Genomic DNA, 18353 nt, shown 5'->3' on the forward strand with positions numbered 1-18353 from the left:
TTTTGATCCCAGCGCGTGTCGCTCAGGAGACCCGCTGATACTGCTGAATCAGCCGATCCGGGCCGTTGTCGGCGACGCGCTGGTATTGATTGATCAAGCGATCCGGGCCGTCCTGCGCAACGGTCGGCAAACCGGAATGCTGCGTCGCCTTCGCTTCGCCGAGGATCGCTTGTTCGCTGGCAGGCATCGCGAACGCACTCGAGGCAAGTAGGGAAAGGGTCAGGGCAATCAATTGGCGTTTCATGGAAGGATGCTCGGGTGTAAAGGGTTGTGTGAACGTGCTGGCGATTTTACCCCTGCCCCCTCGATAAAGAAGTTCAGCGGGCTGATGGTGACCATCGACAGAAATGATGCGAATTACGACCCCTTGCACGGCGGGCCTTTCAACGTGTTTCAGGTCGATCGCCGAGCCCCTCTGGACGTACGGTATAGGCAGGGGGCGGAACTTTTCTGACCCTGAATACAGATTTCATCAAACCGACGCGGGTTTTCTTAGTCGAACCGTTACGACGTACGAGACGCGCCCTGGACGGCGCGTCGGTTTTTGGGGAGACAACGCAATGACGCGAGGCCGTAAAATCTTTGCCTGGACAGCCGCAATCCTGCTGCTGTTGCTGGTGATTCTGATCATTGTGATCGCGACTTTCGACTGGAACCGGCTCAAGCCGACCATCAATGAGAAGGTGTCTGCCGAACTGCATCGCCCCTTTGCCATCAACGGCAATCTGGCCGTGAGCTGGCACCGTGAGCCGGATGAAGGCGGCTGGCGCGCCTGGGTGCCGTGGCCGCACATGTCGGCGGAAGACATCGCACTGGGCAACCCGGAATGGTCGAAGACGCCGCAGATGGTCACGCTCAAACGCGTCGATCTACGCTTGTCTCCCTTGCCGTTGCTCGCCCAGCGCGTCGTCATTCCGCGCATCAACCTGACCGAGCCGAACGCGAAAATCGAGCGTCTGGCCGATGGCCGTGCCAACTGGGTGTTTGATCTGCCCAAGAGCGACCCGAACGCCAAGCCATCGAGCTGGGTGATCGACATCGGCTCGATCGGCTTCGATAAAGGCTTCGTGAGCTACAACGACCAGAAGATCAATACGGCCGTCGATGTCGTCATCGATATGCTGGGCAAGCCGATTCCGTATAGCGACATCGTCGGCAGTAGCGAGGCGAAGAAAGTCCAGGACAAGGGCGCTTCGGCGCAGGACTACGCCTTCGGCTTCACCGCCAAAGGCCAGTACCACGGCCAGAAACTCAACGGCAGCGGCAAGGTAGGCGGGCTGTTGGCGCTGAAAGACGCCGCGCTGCCATTCCCGGTGCAGGCGGACGTCAGCGCAGGGGCCTTGCGTGTTGCCGTCGCGGGCACCGTGACCGATCCGCAGAACCTGGGAGAACTGGACCTGCGCCTGAAACTCTCCGGCGACAGCCTCAGCAATCTGTATCCGCTGACGGGGGTCACCTTGCCGGATTCCCCGCCGTACTCCACTGATGGCCGTCTGATCGCCAAACTGCACGACCCCTCAGGTGCGTCGTTCCAGTACAAGGGCTTCAACGGCAAGATCGGCGACAGCGATATCCATGGCGACCTGGGCTTTGTCGCCAGCGAACCCCGTCCCAAGCTCACCGGCGCGCTGGTGTCCAATCAGTTGCTGATGGCGGACCTCAAGCCGCTGATCGGCGCCGACTCCAACGCCGAGCAGAAAACCCGGGGCGGCGAGAGCAAGCAACCCACAGACAAAGTGCTGCCGGTCGAGGAGTTCAAGACCGATCGCTGGGCGGCCATGGACGCCGATGTAGAGTTCACTGGCAAGCGCATCGTGCAGAGCGCCGACCTGCCATTCACCGACCTTTATACCCATGTGGTGCTAAACGACGGCGTGTTGAGTCTGGAGCCTCTGCGTTTCGGTGTGGCGGGCGGCAAGCTCGACGCGGACATCAAGCTCAATGGTCACACTCAGCCACTGGAAGGACGCGCAAAGCTGTCGGCACGCGGCTTCAAGCTCAAGCAATTGTTCCCGACCTTCGAACCGATGAAGACCAGCTTTGGCGAGCTTAACGGTGACGCGGACCTCAGCGGTCGTGGCAATTCGGTCGCGGCGTTGTTGGGCACCTCAAATGGCGAGTTGAAAATGCTGGTCAATGACGGCGCTGTCAGCCGCGGCCTGATGGAGATCGCCGGGCTTAACGTGGGCAATTACGTGGTCGGCAAGCTGTTTGGCGACAAGGACGTGAAGATCAACTGTGCGGCCACCGATGTCGGCTTCAAGGACGGCTTGGCGAGCACCAAGGTGTTTGTGTTCGATACCGAGAACGCGATCATTTATGTCGATGGTACGGCGAACCTGAAGAGCGAGCAGTTGGACATGAAGATCACGCCCGAGTCCAAAGGCTTCCGGGTCTTCTCCCTGCGTTCGCCGCTGTATGTGCGCGGGCCGTTCAGCAAGCCCAATGCGGGTGTCGAGTCAGGTCCGCTGTTGCTGCGTGGCGCAGGCATGGTGCTGTTGGGCGCGGCCGTCGGACCGGCGGCGGGATTGCTTGCACTCGTAGCGCCCAGCAGCGGGGATGCGCCTAACCAGTGCACCGCATTGCTGGAGCAGATGCGCTCGGGCAAGGCGCCGAAGACTGTGAAGTGAGGTCGGCACAGGATTCTGTGCCGTCTTCACTCACACAATATTCCCGGGTTCGGCGCAGGCTTGCGTGGTACCCGGTCCTGTGGGAGTGAGCTTGCTCACGAAGGCGGCATCACGGCCGAATGACATGCGTCGGATGTGCGGGCCTCTTCGCGAGCAAGCTCGCTCCCACAGAACCGCGTTCGGTGCCTGATTCAGCGTCAGGTTGATCTGGCCCTTGTGTGAGCGAGTTTGCTCGCGAAGAGCTCGGTATCCGCTAAACATCCCGCCTGAAAGTTACCCACAAAAAAGCCAGGGCATGAGCCCTGGCTTTTTGCATTGCGTGGTGCGTATCAGAGGCCGTCGAGCAAGTCGGCCATGTCGTCGGCGTGCTCTTCTTCCTGCGCCAGGATTTCTTCGAAGATGCGGCGGGTGGTCGGGTCTTGGTCGCCAATGTACTGAATGATTTCGCGGTAGCTGTCGATTGCGATGCGCTCGGCCACCAGGTCTTCAGTGATCATCTCTTTCAGCGTGTTACCAGCCACGTACTGCGCGTGGGAATTCTGGCTCAGCAGGTCCGGGTTGAATTCCGGCTCGCCGCCCAGCTGCACGATGCGCTCGGCCAGCTTGTCCGCGTGTTCGAGCTCTTGATTGGCGTGTTCCAGAAACTCATCCGCCGCAGCGTGGGACTTGATGCCCTTGGCCATGAAGTAGTGACGCTTGTAACGCAGGGTGCAGACCAGTTCAGTCGCGAGCGAAGAGTTCAGCAAACGCAGGACCTCTTCACGGTCAGCGTTATAGCTTTCAGTGACGGCGCCGTCTTCCACGTTTTTGCGCGCGCGCTCTCGCAGCGTAGCGACGTCGGTCATTGGGTGCAGATTGATCATCAGATTTCTCCAGGGCTTTTACGGTTTTTTCCGTCGCGCTCTGTCGCGCCATGCGTAAAGCAGGCGCCCGGCAGGATCGGGTCTTAAGGTGTGAGTGGTGGGAACTGGCAAAAGTTTGATTTTTGTTCGGGGACTTTTTGACGCGGGGGGCAGGTTGTCGCTGGAGCCGGGGAAGGGTCCCTTACAGCGGACCGCCCGCGTTCGTAGCGATACGGGGCATCCTTGCGATGCCCCTGCGCTCGTGATCGCGGGCGGGATCAACCATTCAAACGAATGGCGTCAGATCACATGGCGCGTTCGTTGGTGTCACGCTGCTCGCAGGTCATGAAACCCTTGCTGTTGACGCGGCCATTGTTGTCGAAGGTAACGTAGTAAGCCTGCTGATGGCCTTCGCGGTTCAGCACATAGTTGTTGCAGGTGCCTGGGTGGGCGCGACGTTGAATAGTCGTCGATGGCGTACCGCCGATGGTTAGAACCTGTTCCTTGGTCATGCCTTCTTCAACTTGCTTGACCAGCGGCTCATTGCGATAGGTCGCGTAATCAACCGGGTTCGGCAGGGTGGTCGATGCACAACCAGCCAATGCGGCCATGGAAATCACTACTGCCAGGGATTGCTTGAACATTCGAATCGCTCCGCGAAAAGGCCATTGTTGGCCCGTTGCTGTTAGGAGCGTTGAAGTGGCAAAAGAGTTCGATCAAATTGATGGCGATGGGGCATTACCGTTGATTGTCATGTTTCATGAATGTTTCCCGGCTACCGTCACCCGACTGCCTTGATCAACGACGCCCCTCAGGAATCGCCTCTCATATGCCGCAAGAACAGGCCACGCGTTACCCGATCGTCCTGGTGCCGGGATTAATGGGTTTCGTGAAGTTGGTGATCTATCCCTATTGGTTTGGCATCGTACCGGCCCTGCGTCGGGGCGGCGCGCAGGTGATTCCGGTCAGGGTCTCGGCGGTGAATTCCACCGAGATACGCGGAGAGCAACTGCTGGCCCGCGTTGAAGAAATCCTCGCGCAAACCGGCGCGGCCAAGGTCAACCTGATCGGTCACAGTCAGGGTGCGCTGACCATTCGGTATGTCGCGGGCGTTCGTCCGGACCTGGTCGCCTCAGTTACCTCAATCGCCGGGCCCAATCATGGTTCCGAACTGGCCGATTACTTCGAGGAGCATTACCGGCCTCATACCATGAAAGGGCGTGCGGTCAACGCTGCCATTCGTCTCACGACCCTCATCACCAGCCTGCTCGACACCGGTTATCGCGGCTCGCGCCTGCCGGTGGATGTCAACGCCGCGCACCATTCGCTGACCACCAGCGGCGCAGCGCGATTCAACCGGCTGTTCCCGCAAGGACTGCCTGAACACTGGGGCGCGGAGGGTGACGAAGAGGTCAACGGCGTGCGCTATTACTCGTGGTCCGGGACGCTGCAATCAGGACGCACCAACCGGGGTAAAAACCTCTTCGATACGTCAAATCTCACCTGCCGAATATTTGCTCGCACGTTCACGAAAGAGCGAGGTCAATCTGATGGCATGGTCGGGAGATTCAGTTCTCACCTGGGCAAAGTCATCGGTGACGACTACCCCCTCGACCATTTCGACATCGTCAACCAGCACTTCGGTCTGGTGGGCAAGGGAGCCGATCCCGTGGGGTTGTTCCTTGAACATGCCGTGCGCCTCAAAGCCGCCGGTCTTTGACTTATTTGGCCGTAGTTCGTGATCTGTCGACCCGTGAGGTCGCGTAGGAAGTGATGCGATGAGCGATAAAGAGCTTTATGAAATCGAGTACACGCTGGCCGGTGAGCACCATGTCGATCTGATTGAAAACCTCGACGTGCCAATCATCGAGGTCGTGCACGAGCTGGCGCTCAAGCACAACGTAGCCGTTGAAGATGACCCGTTCGATACCGGTGAAGACACCATCGGTCTGCCCCACGTGCTGGGCATTACCGATGTGTCGATTCACGCTGCCGAGGGTCACGACAAGGCCTGACGGTCGGGTTCATCCGACGGGCAGGTTTAACGGATCGCGGCCTTGCGCAGCGGTGTGGTCCAGCGTTCTGCCAGGATCACTCCGCCCAGCGTCAGGGCACCGCCGATGAAGTGATACGACGCCAGCTGCTCGCCCAGCGCGAGTGCGGCAACCAGCGCCGTCAAGATCGGCACCAGGTTGAAAAACAACGTGGTACGACTTGGCCCGAGGATGGAAATCGCTTTCATCCACAGCAACGGCGCGAGCATTGAAGTCGGAATACACGCATAGAGCACCAACGGAATGTTGCTCGCGTTCAAACCGGTTTTCGGTGAAATCAGGAACAGCGGGAACAGCGCAATGATCGCCACCAGAATCTGCAGATAAAGCAGCTGCAACGGCGGCATGCGCAACTGCCATTTCTTCAGCAGCGTGCTGTAGGTCGCATACGCCAGCGTCGCGACAAGCATCATGACATCGCCCACGTTGATGCCATGGGCAACCAGCAAGCTCCAGCTCCCCTGCGACACCACCCACAACACACCGGCAAATGACACGAATGCGCCGACCAGCGCGCCGGCTGTCAGCCGTGTGCCAAGGCTGGCGATCGACATGCCCAGGGTCATCACTGGCACCAGCGACAGAATGATGCCCATGTTCGTGGCTGTGGTGATGTTCGCCGCGTAATACGCCAGGCTCTGATAAATCGCCATGCCCAGCACGCCAAGCACCACGACTTTGCCAATAATCGGCCTGATTTTCGCTCGATTGCGCAGCACGGGGCCGAGCAGAAACGGTGTGAACAGCAAGCCCGCCAACAGCCAGCGATAAAAGCCGATCTCGGCCGGGAAAATACGCCCGGCGGCGGCTTTGGTGATGACGTTGTTGCCCGCCCAGATCATGACGGTGAGCAGTGGATAGAGGTATTGCATGAGCGGACCGGCTGTTAAATGAGGCGCCATTATCGGCCTGCCAGTCCGCACGTCCAGCGCACACTGCGCATTTGCAGAAATATGCAGCAACATTCTTTGGCTACACTGGCTTTAGAGCCATGCCGGTGCGTGGCGCTTCCGGAGAAAACCGATGACGATGCTGCGTATTCCTCTGCTGGTGATGGGCTTGCTGTTGAGCGCCCAGGGTTTTGCCGCTACCGCGCAACAAAACAAGATGACCACCTGTAACGCCGATGCCTCGGCCAAATCGCTGAAGGGCGATGAGCGCAAGGCATTCATGAGCACCTGTTTAAAGGCCGCGCCTGCGCCTGCCGCGACCCAGCAGGAGAAGATGAAAACCTGCAACGCCACGGCCAGCACTCAGGCGCTCAAGGGCGATGCACGCAAGGCTTTCATGAGCGATTGTCTTAAAAAGAAATAATTTTCCGAGCCAATGGCGGGCGTCGACTTCCGGCGCCAGCCCCTGCACTTTCAGCGATTGCGGCCGATGATCTGGCCTGCAATCGCAGCCTCCCAACGCTTGAGCTCTCAAGGGCTTTCGCGTCGCTGGTTCTCCACTCAGAACGCTGGCAGACTGCCCATCCTTCACGCCGCTCGTTTTGAGGCTGTATGCCAACGTTTACGCCCCGTCAAGTCTATCTGGCCAGTTGTATTCTCGTGTTCGGCGGGCTGCTGCTGGTGCTGCCGCTCAATCTTTTGCCCAGTCTGCTGGCGGGTTTGCTGGTGTACGAACTGGTCGACATGCTCACGCCGCAGCTGCAACGGCTGATTGCCGGCGAACGCGCGCGGTGGCTGGCGGTGGCGTTGCTGGGCACTCTGGTGGTGACCGTATTGGCGTTGCTGTTTGCCGGCGCGATCAGTTTTTTGCTGCACGAAGCGGAAAACCCCGGCGCGTCGCTGGATAAATTCATGATTCTGGTGGACCGCGCCCGCGGTCAGCTGCCGCCCTTTATCGACAACTACCTGCCGGCCAGCGCCACCGAGTTTCAAGTGTCGCTCAGCGCCTGGCTGACCAAGCACCTCGGTGAGCTCCAGTTGCTCGGCAAAGGCGCGGCGCACATGTTCGTCACCCTGCTGATCGGCATGGTGCTGGGCGCGATCATCGCCCTGCAGCGCATCCCCGATGTCACCAAGCGCAAGCCATTGGCGGCGGCGCTGTTCGAGCGTCTGCACCTGCTGAGTCAGGCCTTCCGTAATATCGTCTTCGCGCAGATCAAGATCTCGCTCCTGAACACGGCGTTCACCTCGATCTTTCTGGCGGTGATCCTGCCGCTGTGTGGCGTCCACTTGCCGCTGACCAAAACCCTGATCGTGCTGACCTTCCTGCTGGGCCTGCTTCCGGTGGTCGGGAATCTGATGTCCAACACGCTGATCTTTATCGTCGGCATGTCGTTGTCGATCTGGGTGGCGGTGGCGGCGCTGGGGTATCTGATCGTGATCCACAAGGTCGAGTATTTCCTCAACGCACGGATTGTCGGCGGGCAGATCAGCGCCAAATCGTGGGAATTGCTGCTGGCGATGCTGATCTTCGAAGCCGCGTTCGGCCTGCCGGGGGTGGTGGCTGGACCGATTTATTACGCGTACCTGAAGAGCGAACTGCGCCGGGCGGAGTTGGTTTAGCGATTGGTGCTCAAAAGATGTGCACCCCGTTTCACGGCGGCACGCGGTGTTTTTGTGGGACCGGCTTCAGCCGGGAAGAGGCCGGTTTGAATACCCCAAGATTTGCGGCGTGACATCTGACGCATTCCCGGCTAAAGCCGGTCCCACTAAGTGCACGCGGTGATTAGTGGGACCGGCTTCAGCCGGGAAGAGGCCGGTTTGAATACCCCAAGATTTGCGGCGTGACACCTGACGCCTTCCCGGCTAAAGCCGGTCCCACTGAGTGCACGCGGTCAGTCAGTAGGACCGGCTTCAGCCGGGAAGAGGCCAGATAGGACAGCATAAGATTTGCGGCGTGACGCCCGGCGCCTTCCCGGCTAAAGCCGGTCCCACTAAAAAAGCGGGACAGCCGCGAATCAGCCGTAGCGCTTCTTCGCTTCGATCGCCAGGCCGCTGCCGATGCTGCCGAAGATGTTGCCTTCAACGTGGCGGGCCTTGGGCAGCATCGCGGCAACGCTGTTGCGCAGGGCCGGGATGCCGCTGGAACCGCCGGTGAAGAACACGGTGTCGACATCGGTGACGCCAACCCCTGCCTGATTCAGCAGGTTCGTCACGCTGCCGCGCACGCGTTCGAGCAATGCATCGATGGACGATTCGAATAACTGACGAGTGAGGTCGACGCTCAGGCCAGGCTCCACGCGGTCCATTGGCACCAGACGGCGGTCCGCTTCGGTCAGCTGGATCTTCGTCTCTTCCACTTCCATCGCCAGCCAGTGACCGGCGCGTTGCTCGATCAGCTTGAACAACCGGTCGATGCCCTGAGTGTCTTCGATGTCATAACGCATGCTGCCCAGCGCCAGTTGCGACTTTTGCGAATACACCGAGTTGATCGTGTGCCAGGTCGCCAGGTTCATGTGCGTGCTGGTCGGCATGTACGCGCCGCTTTTCATCCGGCTGCCATAACCAAACAGCGGCATCACGCCCTGCAGGCTCAGTTGCTTGTCAAAGTCGGTACCGCCAATGTGCACGCCACCGGTGGCGAGGATGTCGCTATGACGGTCATCGATCAGACGACGTTCCGGCGACAGACGCACCAGCGAAAAGTCCGACGTACCGCCGCCGATGTCGACAATCAGCACCAGCTCTTCACGGTCCAGCGTCGACTCGTAGTCAAACGCCGCTGCAATCGGCTCGAACTGAAAAGAAACGTCCTTGAAACCGATCTTGCGCGCGACGTCGGCCAGTGTGTCTTCGGCTTCCTGATCGGCGGCAGCGTCGTCATCGACGAAATGCACCGGGCGGCCCAGCACGACTTGCTCGAAGGAGTGGCCGGCAGCGGCTTCGGCGCGCTTTTTCAGTTCGCCGATGAACAGCCCGAGCAAGTCCTTGAACGGCATCGCCGTACCCAGCACGCTGGTGTCGTGCTTGATCAGCTTGGAACCCAGCAGGCTCTTGAGCGAGCGCATCAGGCGGCCTTCGTAGCCCTCGAGGTATTCGTGAAGGGCGAGGCGACCGTAGACCGGGCGGCGCTCTTCAATGTTGAAAAACACCACCGAAGGCAGCGTGATCTTGTCGTCTTCCAGGGCGATCAGCGTTTCCACTCCAGGGCGTAGCCAGCCGACCGTGGAGTTGGACGTGCCGAAGTCGATGCCAAGGGCACGGGCACGGGCCGGGGATGGAGTGCTCATCTGCTTTGCATACCAGTCAAAAAACGGCCGCGCAGTGTATGCGAGTGCGCGCCGGATGCGTAGCGCGAAACGTCGGTTTATCGCCCGCCCGGCATCTATTTCGCGTGCGTGTCTTGAACTGCGGCGTCTAGCCCCAATCTAGCAGGCAACTCTTAATGCTTTTGGCCGGTCTGGACAGCGTTTCATTTCGCGCGACTGCGTGCCGATAACCTTGCAACGTTCAACGCAGCCAGCGTTCACCTGTGAAACGCGGTGCGAACTGGGCTGGATATTCCAGAATTGGGTGACCGTCAGATGGACTTCAAAGACTATTACAAGATCCTTGGCGTCGAGCCGACGGCGGACGAGAAGACAATCAAGACCGCCTATCGCAAGCTCGCGCGCAAGTATCACCCCGACGTCAGCAAAGAGCCTGGCGCGGAAGACAAATTCAAAGAAGCCTCCGAAGCGTATGAAGCGCTCAGCGATCCTGAAAAACGCGCTGAATATGACGAGATTCGCAAATACGGCAGTCAGGGCCGGTTCCAACCGCCGCCTGGCTGGCAGGGCCGCGGTGGCGCGGGTGCGGGTCCGGGCTTTGGTGGCGGTGGCTTCGAGGACGGCGATTTCTCCGACTTCTTCAGTTCCATCTTCGGCAATCGCGGGGGTCAGCAAGGCGGTCGGGCCCAGAGCCCGGGGCGTCGAGGGCAGGATGTGGAGATGGAACTGGCGGTGTTTCTGGAGGAGACGCTCTCCACCGAGTCCAAGCAGATCAGCTTCAAGGTGCCGCAGCACAGCGCCAACGGACAGCGCATGGCGGACATCACCAAGACGCTGAACGTGAAGATCCCGGCAGGCGTCACCGATGGCGAGCGCATTCGCCTCAAGGGGCAGGGCGCTCCCGGCGTGGCCGGCGGCGAGAAGGGCGATCTGTATCTGATCATCCGTCTGGCGCCGCACCCGATGTTCGACGTCGAGGGCCATGACCTGATCATCACGGTGCCGATCGCGCCGTGGGAAGCGGCGCTCGGCACCAAGGTGGCCGTACCGACGCTGACCGGCAAGATCAACCTGACCATCCGTCCAGACAGTCAGAACGGGCAGCGGCTGCGGGTCAAAGGCAACGGTCTTTTGAACAAGCAGGGCCAGCGCGGCGATCTGTACGCGCAGCTCAAAATCGTCATGCCCAAATCCACCGATGAGGCGACCAAAGCGCTGTGGGAGAAGCTGGCCGCGCAGGCCGCGTTCGATCCGAGGGCTCAATGGAGTAACTGATCATGAGCAACACCCTGGTCATCGACATGCAGGAGTTCTGTGAGGTGGTCGATCTACCGGCCGCCTACGTCATCGAGATTGTCGAGCACGGCATTCTCGAACCCCAGGGACGGCAGCCGGAGGAATGGCTGTTCGACAGTGCAGCGCTGTCGATCGCCAGGCGTGCGGTTAAATTGCATCACGAATTGCAGCTGGAGTGGGACGGCGTCGCCCTGGCGCTCAACCTGCTCGAAGAGCTTGAACGCGTGAGGGCGGAAAACCGCATGCTCAGGCAGCGGTTGAGGCGATTTCTCGAGTGAAGGGCCGCCTTAGCGAGTTGAAGGAGCCGGCCTGGTGCGTACTATCAGGGATCGAATCGACTTGCTGATCTTCCTGCTGATCACGAACCTGTGGGAGCGAGCTTGCTCGCGAAGATGCCGGTGCAGTCGCTACATCTCCGGTGGCTGAAATGCCGTCTTCGTGAGCAAGGTGGAGCGCCGCCCCGGTCACTCCCACATGGGCTGTGTTTGCTGCCCCACCGCTGTTTAGGCTTTCTTCGGCAATTCCACGGTAAACGTCGTGCCGTCTCCGACATTCGATACAACGGTGATGCTGCCATCATGGGCGTTCACCACTTCCTTCACGATGAACAGCCCCAGGCCCAGGCTGGTGGACGGGTTGTGAATGCCGGCTTTTTCGTTGGCCGAGCGCACCAGCGGATCGAAGATACTGCCGATGGCTTCTTCTGCAATCGGCTCGCCGTCGTTTTGCACCGAAAGACTGACGTGGTTTTCGCTGCCGGTGAGTGTCACGTTCACCCGACGCGTTGCCGCGCCATGCTGCAAGGCGTTGCCAATCAGGTTCTGCAGTAACTGCGCGATACGTGCCTGATCCCATTCGCCCCGGGTGTCACCGGTGCTGGTGAACACCGCGTTGCAGTCGGGTTGCCCCGCCGTGGCTGCATCAATGGCTTCGCGGCAGGCGAGGGTCATCTCCATCGGCTTGCGCTCGACCGGCAAGGTGACACCAAGGCGACTGCGCACGAATTCCAGCAAATCGCTGATCATCGTCCCCATCAACAGGCTGCTGCTCTTGATGCGCTTGATGTAAGCAAGATCGGCCTCTGCCAGCGTGGTCTTGCGCATCAGCACTTCGGACGACATGCCGATGGCCTGCAAGGGGGCGCGCAGGTCGTGACCTAGAATGGCGAGAAAGATGTCCCGCGACCGTGTCACGCGATCAGCGTAGGCCGCAGTCGATTCGGCCAGGGCTTCATCGATGGCCTCGTTGAAGCGGATCATATCGGTGATGTGACTGGTCTTCGGCTCCATATGGCTTTCTGCCCAAAAGCGCACCACCGTTGCCCGGAGGTGGCGGAACTCTGAAGTCATCTGCACCAGATCAAACCCGACGATATGCCGTAACTCGCCATGACTGGAGGCAGCCTGATCGAGTGTCGGGGTTTTGCCGATGGTTTCGCCCTGCGCTTTGGCGATGCGTTCGGCTTTGGTCTGGGCGGTGTTCATGTCACGGGCCGCAGCGAGGAGGATTGCCTCGGCATGGTCGCGCAGCTCCATTGAACTCATCTGGGCGGCTGCGGGCGTCAGCGTGGCCGCAAACCGTTCCCACTCATCGACGATGCGATCCACATTCTGAACGATGAAGTCCGAAAGACGCATGGGGAACTACCTTGCTGGCGTGGCGCTGAATGAGAGCGCGCATAGTACCGCCATGTTGTTGCAGGAAGCACCACGCATTTGCGTGCGCTTCCCCTGAGCGTCGGCGTGCCGTCCATTTGGAGCAGTGTCGGGCAGGAAACCAGCCATGTGGAGTGAGTGTGCTCAAGAAGACGCCTTTTCAGCCGCTGAGAGAGAGGGCGGATGCGCCGGCCCCTTCGCGAGCAAGCTCGCTTCCACAAGACATTGAGTTCTTCGCTTAAAACAGAAAATACCGCTGCGCCATCGGCAAGACCTCGGCCGGTTCGCACCACAACAGCACGCCGTCGGCCTTGACCTGATACGTCTGCGGGTCAACGTCGATGTTCGGCAGGTAGTCGTTGTGGATAAGGTCGGCCTTGGTCACGTTGCGGCAGCCCTTGACCACGCCGATCTGTTTCTTCAGGCCCAGCTGCTCCGGAACGCCCGCATCGAATGCCGCCTGACTGATGAAAGTCAGGCTGCTGGCATGCAGTGAGCTGCCGTAGCTGGCGAACATCGGGCGGTAGTGAACCGGTTGCGGGGTCGGAATCGAGGCGTTTGCGTCGCCCATCAGGCTGGCGGCAATCGAGCCACCCTTGAGGATCAGGGTCGGTTTCACGCCGAAAAAGGCCGGGCGCCAGAGCACCAGGTCGGCCCATTTGCCCACCTCCACAGACCCCACTTCATGGCTGATGCCGTGGGTGATCGCCGGGTTGATGGTGTATTTGGCGATGTAGCGTTTGGCGCGGAAGTTATCGTTGCCTTCGCCGTCACCCGGCAATGGCCCGCGCTGACGTTTCATTTTGTCGGCGGTCTGCCAGGTGCGCATGATCACTTCGCCGACGCGGCCCATGGCCTGGCTGTCGGAGCTGAGCATCGAGAACGCCCCCAGATCGTGAAGGATGTCCTCGGCGGCGATCGTTTCGCGTCGGATGCGGCTTTCGGCGAACGCGACGTCTTCGGCGATGCTCGGGTCCAGGTGATGGCAGACCATCAGCATGTCGAGGTGCTCGTCGATGGTGTTGCGGGTGAACGGCCGGGTCGGGTTGGTCGAACTTGGCAGGACGTTGGGGAAGCCACACGCCTTGATGATGTCCGGCGCATGACCGCCACCGGCGCCTTCGGTGTGGTAGGTGTGGATCGTGCGGTTCTTGAAAGCCGCCAGGGTGGTTTCGACGAAGCCGGATTCGTTCAGGGTGTCGGTATGGATCGCCACCTGCACGTCGTACTGATCGGCGACGCTCAGGCAGTTGTCGATGGCCGCGGGCGTGGTGCCCCAGTCTTCGTGCAGTTTGAGACCGATGGCGCCGGCCTTGACCTGCTCGATCAGCGGCTCTGGCAGGCTGACGTTGCCCTTGCCGGTAAAGCCGATGTTCATGGGAAACGCTTCGGCGGCCTGCAGCATGCGCATCATGTGCCACTTGCCGGGCGTGACCGTGGTCGCGTTAGTGCCCGTCGCCGGGCCGGTGCCGCCGCCGATCATGGTGGTGACGCCACTCATCAGCGCTTCTTCGATCTGCTGCGGGCAGATGAAATGGATGTGCGTGTCGACGCCGCCGGCGGTGAGGATCATGCCTTCGCCAGCGATGACTTCGGTCGCAGCACCGATGGCGATGGTCACACCGGGCTGGATGTCCGGGTTGCCGGCCTTGCCGATCGCCGCGATGCGCCCGTCCTTGAGGCCGACGTCGGCTTTGACGATGCCCCAGTGATCGATGATCAGCGCGTTGGTGATCAGCGTGTCGACCACTTCCGCGGCCACGCCCTGGCCCTGGCCCATGCCGTCACGAATGACCTTGCCGCCGCCGAACTTCACTTCCTCGCCATAGACGGTGAAATCCTGCTCGACCTCGATCCACAGCTCGGTGTCGGCCAGACGCACACGGTCGCCGACAGTGGGGCCGAACATGTCGGCGTAGGCTTGTCGGCTGATCTTCATACTTCGTTCCTCGAATCAAAGCGGCAAGCCTCAAGCGGCAAGCGGCAAGTAAAAGCGAATGTTGTGTACGCCGCGGACTGCTGTGCTTGGCGCTTGTGGCTTGGCGCTTGCAGCTTGACCTGGCTGTAAAGTGAACGCGTTCTACAGTTCACCCATGACTCTTCCTGCAAACCCGAAAACCCGCCTCAACCCGGCCAGGTCCACCAGTTCCACTTCCCGCGCCTGCCCCGGCTCGAAGCGCACGGCGGTGCCGGCCGGGATGTTCAGGCGCATGCCACGGCTGGCGGCGCGATCGAAGGTCAGCGCGTCGTTGGTTTCGAAAAAATGAAAGTGCGAGCCGACCTGAATCGGCCGGTCACCACTGTTGGCGACGCTGAGGGTGATGGTACGGCGACCGGCGTTGAGCTCGATGTCGCCGGGCTGGATCTGGTATTCACCAGGAATCATGCGCTCTTCCTCGACAGTAACTTGTAGTAAATGGCCGTGGCCTTGTATTCGCCGTCGGGGTTGCAGGCGTAGTCCGGCAGCAGGCCAGACAGCTCGTAACCCAGTGCGCGATAGAAATCTTCCGCATCGGAGCCTGCCAGCGTGTCCAGAAACAACAGTCCGCGCTGATGCTGCTGCGCGGCCTGTTCCACGGCGGTCATCAACTGCGTTGCCAGCCCGCGCCGACGCGCCTGACTGAGCACCAGCAATTTCTGCACCTCGGCGCGATTCAGGCCGTTGGCCTTCTGGCACAGCGCCAGTTGCACCGTGGCCAGCACCTGGTCTTCTTCTGCCACCACCCACAGCAGCACGTTGCCCTGCTTGACCTCGGCTTTGACGCCGTCCCACCAGTCGGCAGCCTCCTCGGCGCCTAGATCCGCCATGAACCCGACCGACGCGCCGTCTCGCACGGCGTCGAGCAATAGCGCCACCAGGCCGGGGCGGTAGTGGGCAAAACTTTCTGGCGTGACACGACGTAAGTGGGCGGCATTCATGGGCGAAATCCTTTCAGAATGAACATTCAGGCGTCAGGCGTGATGCCGGGCGCTTGCGACGGTGGAGCAGCGGCGCCGGGCGACAGGTCCAGCTGCATGAATGTCAGGTCCAGCCAGCGGCCGAACTTGGTGCCCACCTGAGGCATTTGCCCGGTGGTGATAAAACCCTCGCGCGCGTGCAGGTGGATCGACGCTGCGTTTCCGCTTTCGATGGCCGCGACCATCATGTGCTTGTCGCAGGCGCGGGCGCGTTCGATCAGCGCTTTCATCAGCAGCGGACCCAGGCCGTTGCCGCGTTGATCGGCACGCACGTAAACCGAGTGCTCGACCGTGTGGCGAAACCCTTCGAACGGCCGCCAGTCGCCAAACGATGAATAGCCCAGCACCTGATCCTGGTCGTCGACCGCCACCAGAATCGGGTACGCCTGGGCCTGGCGCGCAGCGAACCAGGTTTCGCGGTTGGCGAGATCCACCGGTTGCTCGTTCCAGATCGCCGTGGTGTTGAGCACGGCATCGTTGTAGATGGCCAGCACGGCTGGCATGTCAGTCAGCAGAGCGTCACGAATCGAATAGGTCATGTTCGTTTCCACGGGTTCCTGTGTGGCTGTTTCAGTGGACATCTCAGGTTCAATGGGCAGCTCAGGCGATGGGCTGATGCACGGTGACCAGCTTGGTGCCATCCGGAAAGGTGGCCTCGACCTGGATCTCCGGGATCATTTCCGGGATGCCTTCCATCACTTGGTCACGGGTCAGCAGGGTGGTGCCGTAGTGCATCAGGTCGGCAACGGTCTGGCCGTCCCGCGCACCTTCCAGCAAGGCGGCGGAAATAAAGGCCATCGCTTCCGGGTAATTGAGCTTCACACCGCGTGCCAGCCGCCGCTCGGCCACCAGGCCTGCGGTGAAGATCAACATCTTGTCTTTTTCGCGTGGTGTCAGGTCCATGGGTTTTGTCCGTCTTAAATAACTGAATGAGTCAGCGCTGCAATGTATCTGTAGGAGTGAGCTTGCTCGCGATTTGCGGTGTGTCAGAGACATATTCCTATCTGACGGATCGCAATCGTCCGGATGCGGCCCAGACCAAGCTCACTCCTACAGGATGTCTATGCGTGCCCCGAGGGAGCGAATTGGGGAACGCCCCATCAAGTGCTCCAAATCCTCGGCGCCACCGCTTCCCGGCCCAACAGGGCAGGGCGCAGAAGTTTCCATAATTCGATCAGCCAGGCCCGCGCGTGAAGTGCTTCGTCTGCCAGGCAACGGGCGATGATCAGGCCGGGCAACTGGCTCAGGTCGCCGCGCACGGATGAATGCTCCGCCAGCTCGCGGCAGCGTTCCATCAATTCAGCGTCGATTTCTCCGGTCACGATCAGCGTCGCGAATACTGGCTTGCCGCCCAGGCCGATGGGCGAATCCAGCAAACCGTCATTGCCGACGATGCGCTGGCGCTCGTGCCACAGCAGGCTGCCGTCACGCCGAATGTCCAGATGCGCCTGAAAATGCCCCTGATCGAAACGCTCGCCACTGGCCGGCCGGCCCAGCGCCACCACGTCCCAGTAGAACAGCCGGGCGTCGCCTTCCAGATCGATCCGCGTGGTCAGTTCAGCCTTGGCCTCGCTGAACACGATGCTCTCCTGCGGCAGCCACTCCAGCGTGCCGCCTGCAGCGACCTTGATGTCCAGCTGTTGATAAGCCGGCCCAGCCGCGCGGTACCACTTCGCGGCGCCGGGGCTGGTCAGTTGCGCCCAGGCATTGGCGCCGACGCTGGCGCTGATGTCCAGCCGATCGCCGCCGGCAATGCCGCCCGGCGGGTGAACGATGATGTGCTGGCAGACCTGCGGGCCTTCGGCGTACAGATGCTTTTGCACCCGCAACGGACCTTTGTGGCGTCGCTGGGTCGGGCGCGTACTGTCGCCGAAACGCCCATACGCCAGCTCCAGCTCGGCATGCCAGCTGGGGGTGAACAGGGCGGTGTGGGCAGGAAGATTCATAAGTCGATTATCGTTTTATCGAAGGTCAGTACCTTAGCTGATCGGCGCATTAATTAAATGGTGACCAGACCCCGAACGCCTTCGGCCTCCATGTTTTCGCCGCGGCCCTGCTGGACGATCTCGCCGCGGGACATGACGATGTACTGATCCGCCAGCTCGGCGGCAAAGTCGTAGAACTGCTCGACCAGCAGGATCGCCATGTCACCGCGGGCGGCGAGCTTTTTGATCACCGCGCCGATTTCCTTGATCACCGAGGGCTGAATGCCTTCAGTGGGCTCGTCGAGAATCAGCAGGCGAGGGCGACTGGCCAGAGCGCGACCGATCGCCAGTTGCTGTTGCTGGCCGCCGGACAAGTCACCGCCACGCCGATGCTTCATCTGCAGCAACACCGGGAACAGCTCGTAAATGAAGGCCGGAACTTCCTTGGCCTCCGCGCCCGGAAACCGCGACAGGCCCATCAACAGGTTTTCTTCAACGGTCAGTCGGCCGAAAATTTCCCGGCCCTGGGGCACGTAGGCGATCCCGGAATGCACGCGCTGGTGAGGCTTGAAGCCGGTGATCGGCTTGCCGTCCCACTGCACAACGCCTTCTTTGGCCGGTAGCAGCCCCATCAGCACTTTCAACAGCGTGGTCTTGCCCACGCCGTTACGACCGAGCAGGCAGGTGACCTCGCCGATCTTCACGTCAAACGACAGACCCCGGAGGATGTGACTGCCGCCGTAGAATTGATGCAGCTGAGTGACGGTTAACAATTTGATTTCCTCGGATTCATCAGCTGCAAGCTGCAAGAAAAAGCGTTCGTTTCTCACAAGC

20 protein-coding genes are annotated in these 18353 nt (G+C 60.6%); 7 read left to right on the forward strand and 13 right to left on the reverse strand.

Annotated elements, in window-relative coordinates:
- Positions 1-22 precede the first annotated feature (22 nt).
- Positions 23-244, reverse strand: coding sequence for a hypothetical protein (locus AC0Z8Z_RS10955; RefSeq protein WP_122533791.1), 222 nt, complete (start codon positions 242-244; stop codon positions 23-25).
- A gap of 316 nt (positions 245-560) precedes the next feature.
- On the opposite strand from AC0Z8Z_RS10955, the gene AC0Z8Z_RS10960 reads away from it, so the two are divergent.
- Positions 561-2630: an AsmA family protein gene (locus tag AC0Z8Z_RS10960; RefSeq protein ID WP_485619115.1), complete on the forward strand. Its 2070-nt coding sequence runs from the start codon at positions 561-563 to the stop codon at positions 2628-2630.
- 329 nt (positions 2631-2959) lie between these two features.
- On the opposite strand, the gene AC0Z8Z_RS10965 is transcribed toward AC0Z8Z_RS10960, so the two are convergent.
- Positions 2960-3493, reverse strand: a complete 534-nt coding sequence (locus AC0Z8Z_RS10965; RefSeq protein WP_122533788.1) for a ferritin-like domain-containing protein — start codon at positions 3491-3493, stop codon at positions 2960-2962.
- Positions 3494-3777: 284 nt separating this feature from the next.
- On the reverse strand, positions 3778-4116 hold the full coding sequence (osmE, locus tag AC0Z8Z_RS10970; RefSeq protein WP_485619116.1) for an osmotically-inducible lipoprotein OsmE: 339 nt from the start codon (positions 4114-4116) through the stop codon (positions 3778-3780).
- Between the two features lie 185 nt (positions 4117-4301).
- Between osmE and AC0Z8Z_RS10975 the strand changes: the two genes are divergently transcribed.
- Both AC0Z8Z_RS10975 and AC0Z8Z_RS10980 read left to right on the forward strand, forming a co-directional pair.
- The gene (locus tag AC0Z8Z_RS10975; RefSeq protein ID WP_485619117.1) at positions 4302-5192 is read left to right on the forward strand and encodes an esterase/lipase family protein; all 891 of its coding nucleotides are present in this window, start codon (positions 4302-4304) and stop codon (positions 5190-5192) included.
- Positions 5193-5250: 58 nt separating this feature from the next.
- The gene (locus AC0Z8Z_RS10980) at positions 5251-5487 is read left to right on the forward strand and encodes a hypothetical protein (RefSeq protein ID WP_485619118.1); all 237 of its coding nucleotides are present in this window, start codon (positions 5251-5253) and stop codon (positions 5485-5487) included.
- A 26-nt stretch (positions 5488-5513) separates the two neighbouring features.
- Here AC0Z8Z_RS10980 and AC0Z8Z_RS10985 read toward each other — a convergent pair whose 3' ends face one another.
- Complete coding sequence (locus AC0Z8Z_RS10985; RefSeq protein WP_485619119.1) at positions 5514-6398, reverse strand: DMT family transporter; 885 nt, start codon at positions 6396-6398, stop codon at positions 5514-5516.
- Positions 6399-6549: 151 nt separating this feature from the next.
- On the opposite strand from AC0Z8Z_RS10985, the gene AC0Z8Z_RS10990 reads away from it, so the two are divergent.
- Both AC0Z8Z_RS10990 and AC0Z8Z_RS10995 read left to right on the forward strand, forming a co-directional pair.
- Positions 6550-6840 (forward strand): PsiF family protein, encoded by a 291-nt coding sequence (locus AC0Z8Z_RS10990; RefSeq protein ID WP_122533784.1) that lies wholly within the window; start codon positions 6550-6552, stop codon positions 6838-6840.
- A 188-nt stretch (positions 6841-7028) separates the two neighbouring features.
- The gene (locus AC0Z8Z_RS10995) at positions 7029-8039 is read left to right on the forward strand and encodes an AI-2E family transporter (protein WP_122533783.1); all 1011 of its coding nucleotides are present in this window, start codon (positions 7029-7031) and stop codon (positions 8037-8039) included.
- Positions 8040-8434: 395 nt separating this feature from the next.
- On the opposite strand, the gene AC0Z8Z_RS11000 is transcribed toward AC0Z8Z_RS10995, so the two are convergent.
- The gene (locus tag AC0Z8Z_RS11000) at positions 8435-9706 is read right to left on the reverse strand and encodes an Hsp70 family protein (protein ID WP_485619120.1); all 1272 of its coding nucleotides are present in this window, start codon (positions 9704-9706) and stop codon (positions 8435-8437) included.
- 294 nt (positions 9707-10000) lie between these two features.
- Here AC0Z8Z_RS11000 and cbpA point away from each other — a divergent pair, with 294 nt between their 5' ends.
- Together cbpA and AC0Z8Z_RS11010 are read left to right on the forward strand one after the other, a co-directional pair.
- The gene (cbpA, locus tag AC0Z8Z_RS11005; RefSeq protein WP_205484886.1) at positions 10001-10960 is read left to right on the forward strand and encodes a curved DNA-binding protein; all 960 of its coding nucleotides are present in this window, start codon (positions 10001-10003) and stop codon (positions 10958-10960) included.
- Between the two features lie 2 nt (positions 10961-10962).
- Positions 10963-11259, forward strand: a complete 297-nt coding sequence (locus AC0Z8Z_RS11010; protein WP_485619121.1) for a chaperone modulator CbpM — start codon at positions 10963-10965, stop codon at positions 11257-11259.
- 225 nt (positions 11260-11484) lie between these two features.
- Here AC0Z8Z_RS11010 and AC0Z8Z_RS11015 read toward each other — a convergent pair whose 3' ends face one another.
- The 8 genes from AC0Z8Z_RS11015 to urtE all read right to left on the reverse strand — a co-directional run bounded on the left by AC0Z8Z_RS11015 (position 11485) and on the right by urtE (position 18292).
- Positions 11485-12618: a sensor histidine kinase gene (locus tag AC0Z8Z_RS11015; protein WP_485619122.1), complete on the reverse strand. Its 1134-nt coding sequence runs from the start codon at positions 12616-12618 to the stop codon at positions 11485-11487.
- A 256-nt stretch (positions 12619-12874) separates the two neighbouring features.
- On the reverse strand, positions 12875-14575 hold the full coding sequence (gene ureC, locus AC0Z8Z_RS11020) for an urease subunit alpha (protein WP_485619123.1): 1701 nt from the start codon (positions 14573-14575) through the stop codon (positions 12875-12877).
- Between the two features lie 141 nt (positions 14576-14716).
- Positions 14717-15022, reverse strand: a complete 306-nt coding sequence (locus AC0Z8Z_RS11025) for an urease subunit beta (RefSeq protein WP_065987755.1) — start codon at positions 15020-15022, stop codon at positions 14717-14719.
- Positions 15019-15555: a GNAT family N-acetyltransferase gene (locus AC0Z8Z_RS11030; RefSeq protein ID WP_369303819.1), complete on the reverse strand. Its 537-nt coding sequence runs from the start codon at positions 15553-15555 to the stop codon at positions 15019-15021. The genes AC0Z8Z_RS11025 and AC0Z8Z_RS11030 overlap by 4 nt, the downstream gene beginning before the upstream one ends.
- Before the next feature lie 26 nt (positions 15556-15581).
- Positions 15582-16133 (reverse strand): GNAT family N-acetyltransferase, encoded by a 552-nt coding sequence (locus AC0Z8Z_RS11035; RefSeq protein ID WP_485619124.1) that lies wholly within the window; start codon positions 16131-16133, stop codon positions 15582-15584.
- Between the two features lie 61 nt (positions 16134-16194).
- Positions 16195-16497 carry an urease subunit gamma gene (locus AC0Z8Z_RS11040; RefSeq protein ID WP_065987752.1) on the reverse strand — a complete coding sequence of 101 codons (303 nt, stop codon included), beginning with the start codon at positions 16495-16497 and terminating at the stop codon, positions 16195-16197.
- 197 nt (positions 16498-16694) lie between these two features.
- Positions 16695-17540, reverse strand: coding sequence for an urease accessory protein UreD (locus AC0Z8Z_RS11045; RefSeq protein WP_485619125.1), 846 nt, complete (start codon positions 17538-17540; stop codon positions 16695-16697).
- Positions 17541-17593: 53 nt separating this feature from the next.
- The gene (urtE, locus tag AC0Z8Z_RS11050) at positions 17594-18292 is read right to left on the reverse strand and encodes an urea ABC transporter ATP-binding subunit UrtE (RefSeq protein WP_272635193.1); all 699 of its coding nucleotides are present in this window, start codon (positions 18290-18292) and stop codon (positions 17594-17596) included.
- Positions 18293-18353 lie beyond the last annotated feature (61 nt).

This window comes from Pseudomonas sp. 1L-C-7-B-C1 (assembly GCF_057291635.1).